Raw genomic sequence first — 17,342 nt, forward strand, 5'->3', positions numbered from 1 at the left:
CGGCATCATGGAAGGTGTGACGGACTACGCCGAAATAGTGCTTGCCGACGACACCTCCGTACGCCTGGAGCTGGCCCCCGCGGGCACGGCCGCGAGCGGCACCCAGCCCGCCAAGCCGGGCGGGCTCGGCGGGGTGGGCGGGGTGACCCCGGTGGGGCGCGGTTCGCGGGCCGCGGCGGCGCTGGCCACCGACGCGCTGCGTACGGTGCTGCGGCCGCTGGGCCCGCTGCTGCAGGAGGTGCACGACGCGGTGTGCGCCGCGCCGAACCCGCCGCATGAGATCAATGTGCAGTTCGGTGTGCAGGTGGGACAGGACCTCAAGCTGGGCATCGTGGGCGCCAACGGGCAGGCCAGCCTGACGGTTTCGGCCACCTGGCAGCTGGCGGCCGAGGCGGGCAGGCCGGGCGGCGGTCAGGCAGACGGCCAGGGCCAGCTTGCCGCCACACGGCCGGGCGACGGCTCCGGCCATGGGGTGGTTCCACACCGTTCCTAGCGTTGTTGGCCGGTGTTGGCCGCATCAACGCGTTCCGGGCCAGGAGGAGGGCGTCTGGTGCCGGGTGCACTCCGAACGGTCCTGGGTGCGGGGAACAGCACGAGCTGGTCACTTCGGCTCCGGCAGGTCTTACCGCCCCCATCGGGCGTGCCTGTGGTCCTGGGCGGGCTCGTGGTCCCATGCGGCCCGGGTACGGATGCGGTCTGGCCGGTAGCTCTCCGCTGTCCGATCCTCCGGTCGGGAGCGGTCACACCTGGCCGACGCCGGATCCGTTGTCCCAGGCCGCGTCTGCCGATCGCCACCGCGGCCGCGTGATGCCGGGTGACAGTGGTCGTCGACTGATCGTCGAGGGGCGCTTGCCAGTGCTGGGCGCCCCACCGGGAGGTGTAGGCCGGGTCCACGGCGACCACCACCAGCCCCTGGTGGCAGGCCATACCGCGCAGCCGTTCCCGAAACTGGGCGGTCGGGATACCGGCCACCGTGCGCCGGAAAGCCTTGCCACACCGACCGCGCCCCATCGTCTCCCGGCCCGTCTGCCTGGCGTCGGCGAAGCCCAGATTCTCGACCACAATCCCCATGCAGCCGTGCATCCTGGCGGTCCTGATCAGCGAGGCGACAGCGGCCCGCAGTCTGCCGTCCCGCCGGGAGGCAGGGCCGGTCAACTCCAGTGGCACCGTGACAGGTTCGCCGACCGGGTTACCGTGCGGGTCGAGTACGTACGCTGCGAGATGGTCGGCGTTCAGGTCGACCCCGAGCATGTACCCGCCCGCCGCCCGGATCTCCTGCGGCGACGACAGCATGCTCTTCGCCGCCGACCACGAGGCGTCGAGGTACCAGCGGCCACGCCCGGGGTCGCGCACGATGTCGTAGCGGACGGCCTGGTTCGCGGTGACGCGGTCCAGCCACTCCGCCCTGCGGTGGTGGAAGGTGACGGTGCAGGCCAGCCGGTAGCGGCCACGCGGCGCGTTCGCCAGATGCCTGAGCGGTTCGGGCAGCACGATCGTCACGCTGCCGTCCGCCGGATCCACCGCGATGGTGTAGTTCCCGTACGGGGCCCCGGACTCGCCGTCCGCGGTGAGGAACAGCCGGGCCGCATCCCACCGCTCGCGCCACTCCCCGGCTGTGATCCCGGCGTCGGCAAGGTGGTGCCGGGTCTTCGCCAGACGACGTCCGCCCACGACCACGGACGGCCGCCCCTCGGCGATGCGCTGCTCGACCACGGCAAGACGGGCTTGGATTGCCTGGAGGCGGCGCTGCTTCTGGAAGCGCTCGCCCCGGTCCTGGTAGCCGCGAACCCTGCCCTTCCGCTGCCCGCACGGCACCGCGAGGCGACGGGCGACCTTCCCGATGGCGCGACGGAGCCCGGCACGCTCGTCGTACAGGCAACGCATGCTCAGCTGGTACTGGTCCTCGGCGGCACGGGTCATCGCCCCCGCCCAGGGCGACGACGACACCGCCGTCAGCTTCCTCTTCCGCCCGGCCCGCCGGGTCTCCTTCACCGGCACCAGGCCCATCGCAACCCGCTCGGCGAGATCAGCCCGCTGATGACGGCCCAGGTGCTGCCCGACCAAGGTGAGGACCGTCTCGTCCGCGCCATCGACCCGCAGCCGGTCCCGAATCCGGGCACCCGAGGGCGCGGCCACAGTGAACGCTGGCGCGATCGCACGCAACAGACGGTTCCTCCCCCGCTGACGCGCCACCGGCCTCCCTCTCTCCCTCGGAGCACCACGAACCCACTTGCCACCACCGATCATGCGTTCCCCGCACACATGCCGTCCCGGAAAACGGCCCCATTCACCCTGACGGGGGATGCGTTGGCCAACCATGGCCAACAACCGAATCAGCAGCTGCCGAACCGCAAGCCCTCCTCGCGGCCCGCCGTCTACGTCTTGACCGAGGCCAACGGCGAGCTGGCAGGCCGAGCGTGATGGATATCAGCCAGCCGATCAGCGTGACGACAATGGCCACTGCAGCCACGGGCGCGAGCGCCCGGTCCTGGGCCTCGGCGCCCGGCAGCTGGTCGGCCACCAGCCGGAACGCTCGGCACACCATGAAGCTGGAGCGGGGGATGACCAGCGTGTACAGCACCGAGGAGAAGATCCCGAGCACGGCGACGGCCCCGAGAATGCCCAGCAGTACCCACACCACGGCTCCGCGTCGTCCCCGCCCCCACTCCCACCAGCACCGATGGGGAATCGCATGGGGGCGCCACCGGCCGGTGCCGGGGGCGCGCTGCGGAGGGCCTATGGTGTACGCCATGTCGTCCACCGACCTCATCCGCATTGTCTCCCGCTCCTCCCCCATGGCCCTCGCACAGGTCGAGCGGGTCCGCGCCGAACTGGCCGCGCTGCGTCCGGGCATCCGTACCGAGGTGGTGCCGGTCACCACGTCCGGCGACCGGTGGATGGGCGATCTGTCGGCGCTCGGCGGGAAGGGCGCGTTCACCAAGGAGGTCGACGCGGCGCTGCTGGCGGGCGAGGCCGACCTGGCCGTGCACTGCGTCAAGGACATCCCCGCCGACCGGCCGCTGCCCGCGGGCACGGTCTTCGCGGCCTACCTCAAGCGTGACGACATCCGCGACGCGCTGGTACACCCCGGCGGGTTGACGCTGGATCAGCTGCCGGAGGGCGCGCGGATCGGCACCTCGTCGGTGCGCCGCATCGCGCAACTGGCGGTCTCCCACCCGCATCTGGAGTGCGTACCGATGCGCGGCAACGCCAACCGCCGCCTGGAGAAGCTGGACGCGGGCGAGTGCGACGCGCTGCTGCTGGCGGTGTCCGGGCTCGAGCGCATCGGCCGTACGGACCGGATCAGCGAGATCCTGCCCGTCGAGACGATGTGCCCGCCGATCGGGGCCGGGGTGCTGGCGCTGCAGTGCCGCGAGGACGACACCGCGACCATCGACGCGGTCTCCGGGCTCGGCGACGCCGACGCCTGGAAGGAGATCACGGCGGAGCGCATGCTCCTGCATGTGCTCCAGGGCCACTGCAACTCCCCCATTGCGGGTTACGCCAGGGCCGAGCGCGACGGCCGCCTCTCCCTGCGCGCCCGTGTGTTCAGCCCGGACGGCAAGACGGTGCTGGACGCGCACGAGTGGGCGGGCCCGCTCGACCCGGCCACGCTCGGCACCTCGGTGGCGGTGGCCCTGCTGCGCCAGGGGGCGCGCGAGGTGATCGACACCATCCCGCACTGAGGCACTGAGCGCCGGCACTTTGCGGTGAGTAGGAGACAGGGACACGCCGTGTCGTCGGCGTGTCCCTGTCTCGTACTCACCGCGAACTCAGGTGACCGACGCACCCCTACGCTCCCGGGATCGCCACCGCTCGGCCCGTGACCCGCACCCGCTCCTCGTCGGGGCGTATGTCGACGAGAAGATCGCTGGGCCGCCCCATGTCCTCGCCCTGCCGGATCCGGACCCTGGTCGGCTCCGTCACCAGCCCGAGCGCCCGCAGATAGCCGCCGAAGGCCGCGGCCGCCGCGCCGGTGGCCGGGTCCTCCACGACGCCGCCGGGCGGGAACGGGTCGCGGGCGTGGAAGTCGAAGCGGTCCGCGGCCTCGCGCCACACCAGGTGGACCGTGGTCCACCCGTGGACCCGCATCAGCTCTTCCAGCGCGTCGAAGTCGTAGTCCAGGGCGGCCAGCCTCTCGCGGGTGGCGGCGGCGAGGACGAGGTGGTCGTTGCCCGCGAAGGCGATATGCGGCGGAAGGGCCGGGTCCAGGTCGTCCCGCGTCCAGCGCAGGGCCTTCAGCACCTGCTCGGTCAGGGCCTCGTCGGCCGGGTGGGAGTGCGTGGGCGCGCTGGTGAGGGTGGCCTGCGGGGCCCGGCTGTTCCCGCCGTTCCCGCGGCCCCCCTCCGCTCCCTCATCCAGGGTTGTCGCCACGCGGATCTCGCCGGCCATCGTGTCGAAGACCAGCTCACCCGGGCCGATGCGCTCGGCGAGCGCGACCGCGGTGGCGATCGTGGCGTGTCCGCAGAAGGCCACCTCGGCGCGGGGGCTGAAGTAGCGCAGCCCGTAGCGGCGCGCGGCCTCGTCCCGCGCCGTGATGAACGCGGTCTCGGAGTAGCCGATCCGGGCGGCTACGGCCACCATCTCGGCGTCTTCGAGCGCCGTGGCGTCGAGCACCACGCCGGCGGGGTTGCCGCCGGAGGGGTCGGTGGTGAAGGCGGAGTAGCGCAGGACCTGATCGGTCTCGGCGGTCAGTGCGCCGTGTGCGGTGGAGGTGCTGTCTGCGGTGGGTGCCGTGTGTGCGGTCATGGGGATACCGTTTCACCGGGCCACCCATCGCGTCCAACGATTCTTTTCGCTCGCACCCATCGAGAACATCGATAGCCCCGGCTAGGCTGAGGTTCTGATGGACACCAGACTTCTGCGCACCTTCGTTTCGCTGGCCCGCACCGGCAGCTTCACCGCCGCGGCCACCGAGCTGCATCTCGCCCAGTCCACCGTCACCGTCCAGATCCGTTCGCTGGAGCGGGAGCTCGGCACGCGCCTGTTCGACCGGCTGCCCGCCGGCACCACCCCGACCCCGTCCGGACGGCGGCTGCTCGAAGAGGCCGAGCGGGTGCTGGACGCCGAGGCCCGGCTGCGGGCGACCGCGGCGGCGGGGAACGGCGCGGGGGCGGACGGGGCGGTGGAGGGCCAGGTGGCCCTCGGCGCGGGCGAGTCGCTGTGCTCGTCGCATCTGCCCCGGGTGATCGCCTCGCTGCGGCGCACCCACCCGGGCGTGGACGTCCATCTGCACGCGGCCGGCACCGCCGCGGCCATGGAGGGGCTGCGCTCGGGGCGGCTCGACCTGGCGCTTCTCCTGGAGCCGGAGATCGAGGCCGCCGACCTGGTCGCGCAGCCCATCGCGTACGAGCCGCTGGTGTACGTGGCCGCGCCCGGCCACCGGCTGGCCGGGCGCGAGGCGGGGTGGCCGGAGCTGGCCGACGAGAGCTTCTTCGTCCACGAGGAGGGCTGCTCGTACAGCGATCGGCTGGTGCGCTCCCTGCTCGCGCTCCCCGACGCGCGGCCCCGGCTGACCCGGTTCGGCAGCATCGAGGCCGCCCGTTCCTGCGTGGCCGCCGGGCTCGGGCTCACGCTGCTGCCGCAGGCGACCCTGGAGCGGCAGCTGCGCGACGGCCTCCTGGCCCGGGTCGACGGGCCGCCGGTGCCGCCCGTGCCGGTCCAGCTCACCCGGCACCGCAGACGCTGGATCTCGCCCGCGGGCCAGGTGGTCGCCGATGAGCTGACACGTCTGATCGGCCGGTAGATCAGCCGCTGGCGATCCTCAGTGGTCCTCGGCCGCGGGCTCCAGGACGAAGACCGGGATCTGGCGGTCCGTCCTCTGCTGGTAGTCGGCATAGTCGGGGTACGCCTCGACCGCGCGCGCCCACCACAGGGCCTTCTCCTCCCCGTGGACCTCCCGGGCCGTCATGTCCCGGCTCACCGTGCCGTCCCGCAGCTCGACCCGGGGGTCGGAGACGACGTTGTAGTACCAGACGGGGTTCTTGGGGGAGCCGCCCAGCGAGGCGACCGCGGCGTAGCTGCCCTCGTGCTCGACCCTCATGAGCGGGCTCTTGCGGATCTTGCCGGTCTTCGCGCCCCGGGTGGTCAGGAGGATGACCGGCAGTCCCCGGATCGACATCCCCTTGGTGCCACCAGAGCTCTCGATCTGCTCGACCTGATCACGCACCCACTTCTCGGGGCTCGGCTCGTACTCGCCCTGCAGAGGCATGGCTTCCGTCCCATCGTCGAACGACTCGTGACTGGCCCTCTCGCAGGGTGCAACGCCCGGCCGCCGCCCCGGCATTCCAGCGGGGCCGCCGGACAGCCGGGCCAGGGTCAGCCCCGGCCGCGCAGCCGCCGCCACACCGCGCGCGCCGCGTGGTGCCCGGACATGCCGTGCACCCCGGGCCCCGGCGGGGTGGCCGAGGAGCACAGGAAGACCGACGGGTGGGCCGTGGCGTACGGGACGCGCGCCAGCTTGGGGCGGATCACGGTCTGCAGGCCCGCGAAGGCGCCGCATGCGATGTCGCCGTCCACGTAGTTCGCGTTGCGCATCGCGAGCTGGGGCGGCCCGGCCACGGCCCGCGCGAGTACGAGATCCCGGAAGCCGGGCGCGAAGCGCTCGATCTGCCGCTCTATGGCCTCGGTCGCGTCCCCGTCCCAGCCGCGCGGGACATGGCCGTACGCCCAGAAGACATGCTTGCCCGCCGGGGCGCGCGAGTCGTCGACCACGCTGGGCTGGGCGGTGATCAGGAAGGGGACGCCGGGGGCGCGCCCCTCGGTGGCGGCCCGCAGCGCGGCGCCGATCTCACGGGCGGTGGGGCCGACGTGGACGGTTCCGGCGCGCCGGGCCTCCTGCGCGGTCCAGGGCACCGGGCCGTCCAGGGCGTAGTCGATCTTGAAGACGCTGGCCCCGTAGCGGAAGTGGCGGTACGCGTTGCCGAGCCCGGCGATCCGGGCCAGGGCGGTCGGTGACGTATCGAAGATGTACGCGCGGGCGGGCGGCAGCTCGTCCAGCCGCTTGACCTCAACGCCCACGTGGATCGCCCCGCCCTGCTCGCGCAGATACGACCCGAGCGCGTCCGAGATCGACTGCGAGCCGCCGCGCGGGACGGGCCAGCCGACGGCGTGGCCCGCGAGCGCGAAGAACAGCGCCAGGCCGGCGGTGCCGATGCCGCTGGTCGGCGAGATGGCGTGGCCCGCCATCCCGGCGAGTATCGCGCGCGCCTTCTCGTCGCGGAAGCGGCGGCTGAGGAGGGTGACGGGCTGGATGGCGTGCAGCCCGAAGCGCGCCCAGGTCACCGGGTCGGCGGGCACCCCGTCCCACGCGGTGCGCAGGAAGTCGCGGGCGAGGTTGTCCCATCTGCCGACGTACGGGGCGACCAGCCGGCGGTACGTACCGGCGTCGCGCGGGCCCAGCGACATGGCCGTCTCGCCGACCGAGCGGGCCAGGACGGCGGCCGTGCCGTCCGGGAAGGGGTGGGCCAGCGGCAGCTCGGGGTGCAGCCACTCCAGGCCGTGCCGGGCGAGCGGCATGGCGCGGAAGGCCGGGGAGCCGATGCCCAGCGGGTGCACCGCGGAGCAGGGGTCGTGCCGGTAGCCGGGGAGGGTGAGCTCTTCGGTGCGGGCGCCGCCGCCGATCGTCCCGGCGGCCTCGAAGATCTCCACCGCAAAGCCGCGGCGGGCCAGTTCGACGGCCGCGGTCAGCCCGTTCGGCCCGGCACCCACCACGACCGCGTCGAGCATGGACGGCACGTCGGGTCTCCCTCCCCGTCCTGAGGACTCCTGAAGCTTTGTCAGCCGGCGGCCCGGTCGGCCGGGGCGCCCAGCACGCTCAGGATATGCCGTACGGTCGCCGCGTCCCGCGCCGCGGTGAAAGGAAGAGCGTTTCCGCCCGTGATACGGAACGGATCGCCGGCCAGCGTCGCGCTCGCGCCGCCAGCCTCGGCGACCAGCAGCAGCCCGGCGGCGTGGTCCCAGGCGTTCTCCCAGGTGAAGGCCACCGCGTCCAGCAGGCCACGGGCCACGTTCAGATATTCCAGGCCGGCCGAGCCGCACGGGCGCGGCGCGACACCTGGTGTCCGCAGTACGGACAGGGTGCGCTTCTCGGCGTCCGTGGTGAAGTCGTGGTGCGAGATGGCGACTTCGAGATCCTTGCCGTGCTCCGGCCGGCCGGCGCGTATCGGCTCGCCGTTCAGCACCGCTCCCCCGCCGCGGTGCGCGACGGCCATCAGGTCGAGCGCCGGGGCGTAGGTCCACGAGGCCAGCAGCTCGCCGCGGTGGGCGAGGGTGACCAGCATCGCGAAGCCCGGGTCGCCGTGGACGAACTGCCGGGTGCCGTCGACCGGGTCGACGATCCACACCGGCGCCTCCCCGCCCAGCGCGCCGAGCACGGACGGATCGGCGTGTACGGCCTCCTCGCCCACCACGGCCGAGCCGGGCAGCAGCGCGGTGAGCGAGGCGGTCAGCTGCTTCTCGGCCTGGCGGTCGGCGACCGTCACCAGGTCGTGCGGGCCGTTCTTCTCGACGATCTCGTGGTCGGCGAGCCGCCGGAACCTCGGCATGACCTCGGCGGCGGCCGCCTTGCGCACCGCCTCCTCGACATCGGACAGTGCACCGGAGACCAGAAACTGCTCGAACATGCCCTCATGGAACCATGTCCCGGCGACGGCCGGTGACCAGGCGGCGGCCACAGAATGGCCGCCGCGTGAACGGCCTCAGCAGCCGATTCCCGGCTCTCAGCAGCAGGAGTGGTGGGCGTGCTCCTCCTGGTGCCACCAGTAGCGCTCGCGGGCGGGGCCCTGCGGTACGTCGGCCGGGGCCGCGGCCCCCCGTACGGACGAGGTACCGCGTACGGCCGCGGCGCTGCGTACGCCCGCCACCGTGCCCGAGGACTTCCCGCTCACCAGGTCGTCCACCGAGTGCACCGCACCCCCCAGCACCACGCTCCGCACCGCCGCGGCCGCGCGGATGTCGCTCAGCGGGTCGCCCTCCACCAGCACCAGGTCGGCGAGCTGCCCCGGCTCCAGGGTGCCCATCCGCGTGCTCATGCCCAGCGCCCGCGCGCCCTCGGCGGTGGCGGAGCGCAGCGCCTGGTGGGGGGGGTGGCGCCGTAGCGGACCATGGCCTGGAGGTTGAGGTGGTAGTAGATGGCCGGGGGTACGAGCGGGCTGTCGGTGCCCACTCCGACGCGCGCCCCGCCCTCCAGCAGCCTGCGCACCGTCGCCCCGTGCCGGGCGACGAAGGCCAGCAGGTCGGTGGGGACGGTCTGCTGCGCCGCCGCCACGCCACCGCGGAACTCCTCGTACTCCGCCTCGCTCATCAGCGAGGTGAGCCGCCGGTCGCCGACCGCCCATTCGGCATAGCGGTAGAGCGCCGCCCGGGTGGCGGGCAGACCGGCGCCGGACAGCCCGAAGGTCGGGGTGAAGGCCATACCGGAGGCGATCAGGGGCTCGGTCATGTCGTCGTAGGCTTGACCTCCTCCATCGGCCTGAAGGCCGAGGATTCTCCGTCTGACGGTGGCTTCTCGCGATGAGAGACCACCGACTTCGGGCGGGTTCCTGCTTCCTCCCCACCCGGGTGGGGGTTACACGCGCTGCCAGGGCATCCCCTGGTCTTAACGGCGCTCCACAGGCGTTTACCCGTGCCGTTGCCGGCACGGGGCCCCCGGTCCGGGCGTGGGTGGTGCTGTCTTGTCGCCCGCGAGGATGCGGCGGCCTTCGTCGCGGACGTTCCGCCCCGCATTCCAGTCCCGGTCGTGGGTCGTCCGGCAGTTCGGGCAGGTCCAGGTGCGGATGTGCAGGGGTTTGGGGCCATCCCGGTGTCCGCAGGCGGCGCGTCAGCCTGTGAGACCACTGGTGGGCGAAGTTCCGGCGCGCGTCCGCCACGGCGGCGTGGGCACGGGCGACCTTGATGCGGGCCTTGTCCCGGTTGTTGCTGCCCTTCTTCTTGCGCGACAGCTCCCGCTGCCGTTTCTTCAGCTTCTTCTCCGCCCTCCTCAGGTACTTCGGGGAGGCGATGTGCGAGCCATCCGCGAGCACCGCAAAACGGACCAGGCCAAGGTCTATGCCCTGATCCCCATCGGCCGGCGGGAGGATGTCGGCGGTCGGGTCGGTCTCTACGTGAAAGGACACCCAGTACCGGCCGGAACGGTCCTTGACCAGCGTCACCGGGCTGGGCTCGGACGGCAGGTCGCGGGTCCATTTGACCCTCACATCACCGATCTCCGGAAGGCGGAGCCTGCCGTTTTCGAGTATCGACCAGCGGTCGGAACGGGTGAACCGCGCGGTCTGCCGATTGTCCTTGCGGCTCTTGAACTTCGGCGGGGCGACCCTCGGTCCTCTGCGCTTACCAGCCTTGGAGTCCTCGTGCGCCTTCCACGCCGCGTCCAGATCGCGAAGGGTCTACTGCATGACGCCGACCGGCGCCTCGCGCAGGAACGCCCGCTCCTTCGTCTTCTTCGCCGCCGTAATCAGCGTCCTGCCCAGCTCGGCGTTCTTCGGGATCGATTGATACGGGCCCTCGGCGATCCGGTCCTTCGGAGGGCCGAGCAGCTTGTTCGACGCCTTGCGCGGCTTCTGCATCGCCAGCGCGTCGTTCCAGACCACGCGCCGACACCCGAACACCCGGGCAGCGCGGATGCGCTGGGCGGGCGTCAAGGTGACGCTGTACTGGAAGCGAAGCTGCATGCTGGCATCGTACGGATGTTGCTTTATGGGCGAGTCCGAGAGTTCAGAACAGACATAAACTGTCTCATTCTTCTCTATATGCTTTGTTTTCGTTACGAAGTACAGGCACAACGTGTTCGCTGAACCAGCATGCGCGGCACATGGAGAGGATCACGCAGGCCGTGTGCGCGGATTCCGGAACCGAGCTCATCGAGTTCGACGGCGATGCCAGCCCCGTCCACCCACTCGTGACCTTCCCGCCCAAGGTCGCTCTCACCACGCTCGACAACTCCCTCAAGGGCGTCAGCTCACGCAGGCTCCGTCCAGCCACTCGGACTCACCCGGCCGGTCCGGCACTTGAGGACGGCTCAAGGGAAGGACGAAATGCCGGACAGCCGATTGCAAGCGCCCCGCCCCACGGCTCCCCCCTGATAACGGATGGCTATAACAAGAGGTCTTGGACAGCGGTCGGATCCCGGAGGCAGCGTGAAACGCGACGGCGCCGACGCGGCGCCGGACGAAACGACCGGAAGGGACGCGACCGCGATGCGCGCTCTGCTGTACGACCCCGAGGCTCCCCAGGGCCTGCGGCTCGGAGAGGCCCCGGAGCCGGTGCCCCACGACGCACAGGCCCTCGTCGAGGTCCACGCGGCATCCCTCAACTTCGGCGAACTCGCCTACCGGGAGGAGCGAGCGCGTCCCGGGCAGGTGCTCGGCTTGGACTCGGCGGGCGTCGTCGTCCACGCCGCCGCCGACGGCTCCGGCCCCGCGGCCGGCACCCGCGTGGTGTCCTTCGGACCACCGGGAGCGTGGGCCGAGCGGCGGGCGGTCGACACCGCCGAGCTCGCCGTGGTCCCGGACGCCGTCGAACTCGGCGCGGCGTCCGCGCTGCCGGGCGCGGGGGTCTCCGCGCTCCAGGCCGTGCGCGCGCTGGGCCCGGTGATCGGCCGCCGAGTGCTGATCACCGGCGCCTCGGGCGGCCTGGGACGCTTCGCGGTGCAACTGGCCGCGCTCGCGGGCGCGTACGTCATCGCGGCGGTGGGCGGCCCACAGCGCGGCGAGGGGCTGTGCGAACTCGGCGCCGACGAGGTCGTCGTCGGCCTCGAGCACGTCACCGCACCGGTCTTCGGCGTCCTCGACAACGTGGGCGGCCCGCTGCTGGCCGAGGCGTTCGCCCTGGTCGAGCCCGGAGGCTCGGCCCAGTCCATCGGCAAGGCGTCGCTCGAACCGACCACCATCGACTTCGAGCGCGAACGGCTGACGGGCGGTGACCGGCGGCTCGAACCCTTCGTCGTACGGTCCCCCTTCGGCCCGGACCTCGCCTATCTGGTGAGCCTGCTGGCCAAGGGCCGACTCGACCCGCAGATCGGCTGGCGCGGCTCGTGGGAGCGGGCGCCGGAGGCGGTGGCGGCGCTGCTGGGGCGGCGGGTACGAGGGAAGGCGGTGCTGGACATCGGAGGCTGATCGCCGATCGGCTCAGCGGGACGACTTGGAACGGGTGGACTTGGAGCCGGCCGGCTGTGAGTCGGACGCCTCGGAACCGGACGACCCCGAGCCGGGCGCTCCGGAGCCGGGCTGCGGACCGTAGGCGTTCAGGAAGCGGTCCCGGAAGGTGTCCATCCGCCACACCGGGGTGTCCGCGCCGGGCCGCAGCCCGTCCTGCCACCCCCAGCCGGAAATCCGCTTCATCACGGCCGGGTCGTGCGCGACGATCGCGACCGGCACATCGTGGCTGGCCTTGTCGCCGCTGACCTTCGCCATGGGCTGGTGGTCGCCCAGGAAGACGAGCACGGTGTTCTTGTTGCCGTACTTCACCACGTAGTCGATGAGGCTGTTCAGCGAGTACTGGATGGACTTGCCGTACTCGGCGCGCGCCTGGGTGGAGTCCGTGAACACGTCCTTGGGGTCCTTGCCCGCCTTCTTGATGTCGTCGTAGACCGAGCCGTCACCGACCTCGTCCCAGCCGATCATCTTGGGGATGGGCGCCCACGGCTGGTGGCTGGAGGTCAGGATGATCTCCGACATCAGCGGCTTGTCGTGCTTCTTGCCGTGCTCAAGACGCTCGAAAGCCGTCAGGGCGTACTGGTCGGGCATGGTCGACCAGCTGAACTTGGGGCCCTTGTAACCGAGGTCCCGGGAGTCGTAGAGGTTGTCGAGGCCGTAGAACTTCGCCTCCGGCCACCCCTTGGTGACCCCCGGCATGATGCCGACCGTGCGCCAGGCGCCGGTGCGCTTGAAGGCGCTGGTGATGGTGGTGTGATCGCCCGCGGTGACGGTGCGGTAGCGGCTCTGGTTGTCGATCCACAGTCCGGACAGGAAGGTGGAGTGGCCGAGCCAGCTGTTGCCGCCGTACGTCGCCGAGGTGAGCCAGCCGCTCTTGGACGAGTACCCGGCGTCGCTCAGCTCCTTGGTCTTCTCGTCGAGCACCGCGTCGACCCCCGGCGCGATCTCCGGGTCCTCGATGGCGCTGCGGCCGTAGCTCTCGATGAAGGTGAAGATGACGTCCTTGCCGCGCAGTCCGGTCAGTAGCTGATCGCCCGGGACGTTCCCATAGGAGTCCCGTGCCGCCACCTTCTTGAACTCCCGCTCGTCCTTGAGGGTCGCCTTCACCCACTTCACCCGGTTCTGGACGAGCACGACCGTATTCCTGGAAGCGATCGGCGCCCCGGAAACCTGCAGCCCGAGCGCCGTGCAGACCACCCACGTGGTCCCGAGCACGAGGACGGTACGGGTCGCCACGGTGTTGTTCCGTGCCATGACCTCGCCGATCCGCAGGCACGCCAGCGCCATGACGGCGAACAGGACGAGAACGAGCACCACGACCCCGACCACGGCGAGCGTCGCGGTCGTCGAGCCGAGCGAGTCCTCGAGGTACGACTGGGCGTCGTCGAGCAGGATCCAGTCGAGCACCACGTTGAACCCGCGCCCGAGGAATTCGTTGTAGCCGATGTCGAGGAGGTTGAGGATGGTCAGCAGCCCGAGGAACACCCCGGCGAGCACCGCGGCCACCCGCCTCGGAATCGGCGGCAGGATGAGCAACACCCCCGCACCGAGCACCCCCTCCACGGGGATGTGCAGGAAGGCGCGGGGTTGGATGAGGGGAAGCTGATTCGGCAGCAGCAGCGCGAAGAACACCAACGCGACGGACACGGCCGTGGCCCCCCACGCCAAGGCCCGTGCGGCGACGGGGTACTTACCCCGCCAGCCGCCGCTTGCGGCGGCCTCGGTGGGGGGTTGGTCGGTGGTGGTATCGCCGCCTGGGGCGGCGTTGGCATCGCCCGGCGATGTGTCACCCGGGGTGGCGGGGTTCAGGCCGTCGTCACCGGGGGCGTCGGCCTCCAGGTCGGCTGCACCCGGGGAGGCGGCGTGCGAGGCAGCGCCAACCGGCACGGCATCTCGGGAGGCGGCGTCGGCCGGGGCGGCGCCACCCGCCAGGTCGCCCGCGACGGTGTCGCCGCCGACGCCGCGCCCAGCGGCAGCACCCGACGCGGCATCACCGGGGGTGGCATCGCCCGGAGAGGCGGCAGCCGGCTCGGCGGCGCGCGCGGAGGTGTGCCCATCGCCGCTATCACGCGCGCCAGGGACACCGGCAACGTCCGCATCAGACGCGGAACCCCCCGCACCGGCGCCCCCGTCGGAGGCATCGCCGCGGGCGGTGGCACCCGCAGAAGCGCCACGCCCCGCAGCGGCCTCCGAAGGAGCGCCGCCAGCGGCGGCATCGTCCGCAGCGTCCCCCACGGAAGTGTCGCCACCGGCCCCGCGCCCAGCGGCGACACCCGAAGCGGTGGCGTCCGTAGGGCTGCCATGCTCGGCAGCGTCATCCAACCCGACGGCACCCACGAGGCTGCCACCCTCAGGGGCGGCGACGCCCACGGCGTCACCCGCTACGACCTCGTCGGCAGCGGGGGCACCCGGCACCGCAACACCCGCAGAACCATCCGCAGCCATGCCACCTGAGGCGACCTCGTCCGCAGACGACGCGCTCTCGGCGGCATCACCCGTGGCGGCGGCCCCGTCCGGCGAGTGCGCCGCGAGGCCGTCCGGTGCTGGGCCCTCCTCAGCGTTCGTCTTGTCCCTGTCCGGCAGCTGACGAGAGCGCGTGAAGAGCGACACCCCGAAGTTCCTTCCGTGCTTGCGAAGCCTGATGGTGGCACGGCGGACCAGGCTCGGGAGGTCTGGGCCGCCGTTATCCCTTACGGCTCGTCGGCGGCATCGGTTCAAAACACCGCCGACTGACTTCCGGACTGTCATGCTCACAGCTACATTCCTTGGATGGGAGCGCTCCCATACATGCCAACTCCCGCACCCCCGAAGGAGGACCCCCCATGGCACCCGACCCGCGCCCGAACCCCCACCCCCGCAAGCCCAACCGCCTCCGCACCCTCGCCGCCGCGACCGCCGCACTGGCCGCCGCGGCGGCCGTCACCCCCGCCGCCTCCGCCGCCGCTCCCTCTGCCCAAGCCCGCCCCGCCGCCGCGTGCGCGGCGAACGGCTTCTGCGAGGACTTCGAGTCGCAGACCGGCACCGCCCCCTCAGGCCGCTGGACCACGACCGTGGCCAACTGCACCGGCACCGGCACCGCGACCGTGGACTCCACCGTCGCCCACGCCGGCACCAAATCCGTACGGGTGACCGGCAAGGCCGGGTACTGCAATCACGCCTTCGCCGGTACGTCCCTGTCCGACGTCCCGGCCGGCTCCGAGCTGTACGCGCGCTTCTGGGTCCGCCACACCACCGCGCTCCCCGCCCAGCACGTCACGTTCGCCGCCCTGCGCGACACCAACGACAACTCCAAGGACCTGCGGATGGGCGGGCAGAACAAGGCCCTCCAGTGGAACCGCGAGTCCGACGACGCGACCCTCCCCGCGCAGAGCCCGGCAGGCGTGGCGCTGTCCACGCCGCTGCCGCTCAACACCTGGACCTGTCTGGAGTTCCGGCTCGACCGCTCCGCGGGCCGCCTCGACACCTGGGTCAACGGCTCCCTCGTCACCGGCCTGGTCGTGGACGGCACCCCGACCCAGGATGTCGACCAGCAGTGGCTGGCCCGGGGCGGCTGGCGCCCCGCGCCCACGGATCTGCGGCTGGGCTGGGAGAGCTACGGCGAGGGCGATGACACGCTCTGGTACGACGACGTCGCCGTCGGGACCGCGCGAATCGGCTGCGGCTGACCGTCACGCGAGCATCAGCCCTGCGTGCGGTAGTCGCCGGGGGTGTATCCGAAGGCGCGGCGGAAGACGTCGATGAACGCGCTGGCCGAGGCCCAGCCGCAGCGGTGGGCGACCGCCGTGACGGTCAGGCCGTCGGAGAGCAGCAACAGCGCGTGGTGCAGCCGTAGTTGGGTGCGCCATTGGGGAAACGTCATGCCCATCTCGGCGCGGAAGAGGCGGGTGAGCGTGCGGGCGCTCGCCCCCACCCCGGCGCCCAGTTCGGGCAGCGGCCGGGGGTCCGCGGGGTCGTGCTGGAGGAGCGCGCATACGGCGGCCAGCCGCGGATCCCGGGCCGTGGGCAGATGCAGGGGCTGCTGCGGGGCCTGCCGCAACTGGTCGAGCAGGACCGCGAGCAGCCGGCGGGACTCCGCCGTCCCGGGGTCGGCGTCCGGGCGGCTGTACGCGATGATCAGCTCGCGCAGCAGCGGGCCGACCGCCAGTACGGCGGGCCGGTCCAGGCCGAGCGGGTTGGCCTCCACCGACAGCCCGACGCCGTGCAGCACGGTGCGCCCGTACGCCCGGTGTTGGTGCAGGGTGCCGACGGGCACCCAGATCGCCCGGGTGGCGGGGACGACCCAGCTCCCGGCCTCGGTGGTCACCGACAGCACACCGCGCCCCGCGTAGACGACCTGGTGTACGTCATGGCGGTGTGCGGACAACCCGCTGCCCGGGTCCAGGAGGCGGGTGGTCGTCGGCCGGTGCGGCCGGGCCGGGACGGTCCGGCGGGACGCTTGGCGGGATACCGACATCACCTGGCAGTTTATCGGAAGCCTGCCAACCCGCCGCGCCCCGAGGATCGTCGGCGTGACACCGAAAAACCACTCCCGCGACCGCTCCGTATCCAGACCGATCACGATGATGGCCATCGGCCACGCGACCGTGGACTTCTACCAGGGCGCTGTGCCCACCCTGGTGCCGTTCCTGGTGGCCGAGCGCCGCTACGGATACGCGGCGGCGTCCGGCATCGTGCTGGCGGCCACGCTGCTGTCCTCGATCGTGCAGCCCCTGTTCGGGGCGTTGACCGACCGGTGGACGATGCCCTGGCTGATCCCCGTGAGCTCCCTGGGCGCGGGTCTTGGCATCGCCCTGTCCGGGCCCGGCGATTCGTATGCGCTCACCTGCCTGGCGGTCGCCCTCTCGGGCATCGGGGTGGCCGCCTACCACCCCGAGTCGGCGCGGCTGGCCCGGACGGCGAGCCGCGGCAGCCATGTGGCGATGGGCTGGTACTCCCTCGGCGGCAACATCGGCTTCGCCCTCGCCCCCGTCGCCGTATCCCCCGTCCTGTCCGCCGGAGGGCTGAACGCATCGCCGTGGCTGATGGTGCCCGCGGTGGCCGGGGTGGTGCTGACGGCCTCCGCGATCCGGTCCCTGGCCCGGCGCGGGGGGGGCGCGCGGCGCCCCCCCCGGGGGCCCCCCCCGGCCCCCAGGGCCGGGGTGCGGGGGGGGGAGGGGGGGATAGTGAGGCGGTGGGTAAAAAAAGAAGGGC

Annotated in this window: 19 protein-coding genes and 2 pseudogenes; 8 read left to right on the top strand and 13 right to left on the bottom strand. The window is 72.2% G+C overall.

The features are described 5' to 3' along the window. Positions 1–7 precede the first annotated feature (7 nt). Entirely contained in the window at positions 8–493 is a 486-nt protein-coding gene (locus ACFV2X_RS21630; RefSeq protein ID WP_385618752.1) for a CU044_2847 family protein, read from the top strand. On the opposite strand, the gene ACFV2X_RS21635 is transcribed toward ACFV2X_RS21630, so the two are convergent. Together ACFV2X_RS21635 and ACFV2X_RS21640 are read right to left on the bottom strand one after the other, a co-directional pair. Further along, the gene (locus tag ACFV2X_RS21635) at positions 490–2,163 is read right to left on the bottom strand and encodes a hypothetical protein (RefSeq protein ID WP_385618754.1); all 1,674 of its coding nucleotides are present in this window, start codon (positions 2,161–2,163) and stop codon (positions 490–492) included. The genes ACFV2X_RS21630 and ACFV2X_RS21635 overlap by 4 nt on opposite strands. A 124-nt stretch (positions 2,164–2,287) precedes the next feature. Next, positions 2,288–2,638, bottom strand: a complete 351-nt coding sequence (locus tag ACFV2X_RS21640; protein WP_385618757.1) for a hypothetical protein — start codon at positions 2,636–2,638, stop codon at positions 2,288–2,290. Positions 2,639–2,750: 112 nt separating this feature from the next. Between ACFV2X_RS21640 and hemC the strand changes: the two genes are divergently transcribed. After that, complete coding sequence (gene hemC, locus ACFV2X_RS21645) at positions 2,751–3,686, top strand: hydroxymethylbilane synthase (protein WP_385618760.1); 936 nt, start codon at positions 2,751–2,753, stop codon at positions 3,684–3,686. Between the two features lie 106 nt (positions 3,687–3,792). Here the strand turns inward: hemC and ACFV2X_RS21650 are convergent, their stop codons facing one another. After that, positions 3,793–4,749 (bottom strand): PhzF family phenazine biosynthesis protein, encoded by a 957-nt coding sequence (locus tag ACFV2X_RS21650; protein ID WP_385618763.1) that lies wholly within the window; start codon positions 4,747–4,749, stop codon positions 3,793–3,795. Between the two features lie 97 nt (positions 4,750–4,846). Here ACFV2X_RS21650 and ACFV2X_RS21655 point away from each other — a divergent pair, with 97 nt between their 5' ends. Next, on the top strand, positions 4,847–5,746 hold the full coding sequence (locus tag ACFV2X_RS21655; protein WP_385618765.1) for a LysR family transcriptional regulator: 900 nt from the start codon (positions 4,847–4,849) through the stop codon (positions 5,744–5,746). A gap of 18 nt (positions 5,747–5,764) precedes the next feature. Here the strand turns inward: ACFV2X_RS21655 and ACFV2X_RS21660 are convergent, their stop codons facing one another. The 8 genes and pseudogenes from ACFV2X_RS21660 to ACFV2X_RS21695 form a co-directional block, all read right to left on the bottom strand. Continuing rightward, positions 5,765–6,211: a nitroreductase family deazaflavin-dependent oxidoreductase gene (locus ACFV2X_RS21660; protein WP_385618768.1), complete on the bottom strand. Its 447-nt coding sequence runs from the start codon at positions 6,209–6,211 to the stop codon at positions 5,765–5,767. A 107-nt stretch (positions 6,212–6,318) separates the two neighbouring features. Then, a complete protein-coding gene (locus ACFV2X_RS21665; protein ID WP_385618852.1) occupies positions 6,319–7,728 on the bottom strand; it encodes a phytoene desaturase family protein in 1,410 nt (469 codons plus the stop codon). A gap of 50 nt (positions 7,729–7,778) precedes the next feature. Beyond that, positions 7,779–8,624, bottom strand: a complete 846-nt coding sequence (locus ACFV2X_RS21670) for an inositol monophosphatase family protein (RefSeq protein ID WP_385618770.1) — start codon at positions 8,622–8,624, stop codon at positions 7,779–7,781. Between the two features lie 96 nt (positions 8,625–8,720). Continuing rightward, positions 8,721–9,071, bottom strand: a complete 351-nt coding sequence (locus tag ACFV2X_RS21675; protein ID WP_385618855.1) for an amidohydrolase family protein — start codon at positions 9,069–9,071, stop codon at positions 8,721–8,723. Next, complete coding sequence (locus ACFV2X_RS21680) at positions 9,029–9,442, bottom strand: hypothetical protein (protein ID WP_385618865.1); 414 nt, start codon at positions 9,440–9,442, stop codon at positions 9,029–9,031. The genes ACFV2X_RS21675 and ACFV2X_RS21680 overlap by 43 nt, the downstream gene beginning before the upstream one ends. A 177-nt stretch (positions 9,443–9,619) precedes the next feature. Further along, positions 9,620–9,784 carry a zinc ribbon domain-containing protein gene (locus tag ACFV2X_RS21685; protein WP_385618858.1) on the bottom strand — a complete coding sequence of 55 codons (165 nt, stop codon included), beginning with the start codon at positions 9,782–9,784 and terminating at the stop codon, positions 9,620–9,622. An 82-nt stretch (positions 9,785–9,866) separates the two neighbouring features. Then, positions 9,867–10,373 (bottom strand): annotated as a pseudogene (locus ACFV2X_RS21690) (RNA-guided endonuclease InsQ/TnpB family protein); the annotation flags it as partial. A gap of 12 nt (positions 10,374–10,385) precedes the next feature. After that, a complete protein-coding gene (locus ACFV2X_RS21695) occupies positions 10,386–10,670 on the bottom strand; it encodes a helix-turn-helix domain-containing protein (protein ID WP_385618773.1) in 285 nt (94 codons plus the stop codon). Between the two features lie 83 nt (positions 10,671–10,753). Here ACFV2X_RS21695 and ACFV2X_RS21700 point away from each other — a divergent pair. Further along, positions 10,754–10,963, top strand: a pseudogene (locus tag ACFV2X_RS21700) (transposase); the annotation flags it as partial. A 172-nt stretch (positions 10,964–11,135) separates the two neighbouring features. Then, positions 11,136–12,113, top strand: coding sequence for a zinc-binding dehydrogenase (locus tag ACFV2X_RS21705; RefSeq protein ID WP_385618776.1), 978 nt, complete (start codon positions 11,136–11,138; stop codon positions 12,111–12,113). A 12-nt stretch (positions 12,114–12,125) separates the two neighbouring features. On the opposite strand, the gene ACFV2X_RS21710 is transcribed toward ACFV2X_RS21705, so the two are convergent. Then, positions 12,126–14,039, bottom strand: coding sequence for a sulfatase-like hydrolase/transferase (locus ACFV2X_RS21710; protein WP_385618778.1), 1,914 nt, complete (start codon positions 14,037–14,039; stop codon positions 12,126–12,128). On the opposite strand from ACFV2X_RS21710, the gene ACFV2X_RS21715 reads away from it, so the two are divergent. Together ACFV2X_RS21715 and ACFV2X_RS21720 are read left to right on the top strand one after the other, a co-directional pair. After that, positions 14,016–14,606: a hypothetical protein gene (locus ACFV2X_RS21715; protein ID WP_385618780.1), complete on the top strand. Its 591-nt coding sequence runs from the start codon at positions 14,016–14,018 to the stop codon at positions 14,604–14,606. The two genes, ACFV2X_RS21710 and ACFV2X_RS21715, sit on opposite strands and share 24 nt — an antisense overlap. 368 nt (positions 14,607–14,974) lie before the next feature. Continuing rightward, complete coding sequence (locus ACFV2X_RS21720; protein WP_385618781.1) at positions 14,975–15,817, top strand: hydrolase; 843 nt, start codon at positions 14,975–14,977, stop codon at positions 15,815–15,817. 14 nt (positions 15,818–15,831) lie between these two features. On the opposite strand, the gene ACFV2X_RS21725 is transcribed toward ACFV2X_RS21720, so the two are convergent. Then, positions 15,832–16,605 (bottom strand): AraC family transcriptional regulator, encoded by a 774-nt coding sequence (locus ACFV2X_RS21725; RefSeq protein WP_385618784.1) that lies wholly within the window; start codon positions 16,603–16,605, stop codon positions 15,832–15,834. Positions 16,606–16,714: 109 nt separating this feature from the next. Between ACFV2X_RS21725 and ACFV2X_RS21730 the strand changes: the two genes are divergently transcribed. After that, on the top strand, positions 16,715–17,342 hold a 628-nt coding region (locus ACFV2X_RS21730; protein ID WP_385618860.1), incomplete at its 3' end, for an MFS transporter.

This window comes from Streptomyces sp. NPDC059679 (assembly GCF_042734105.1).
GTDB lineage: Bacteria > Actinomycetota > Actinomycetes > Streptomycetales > Streptomycetaceae > Streptomyces.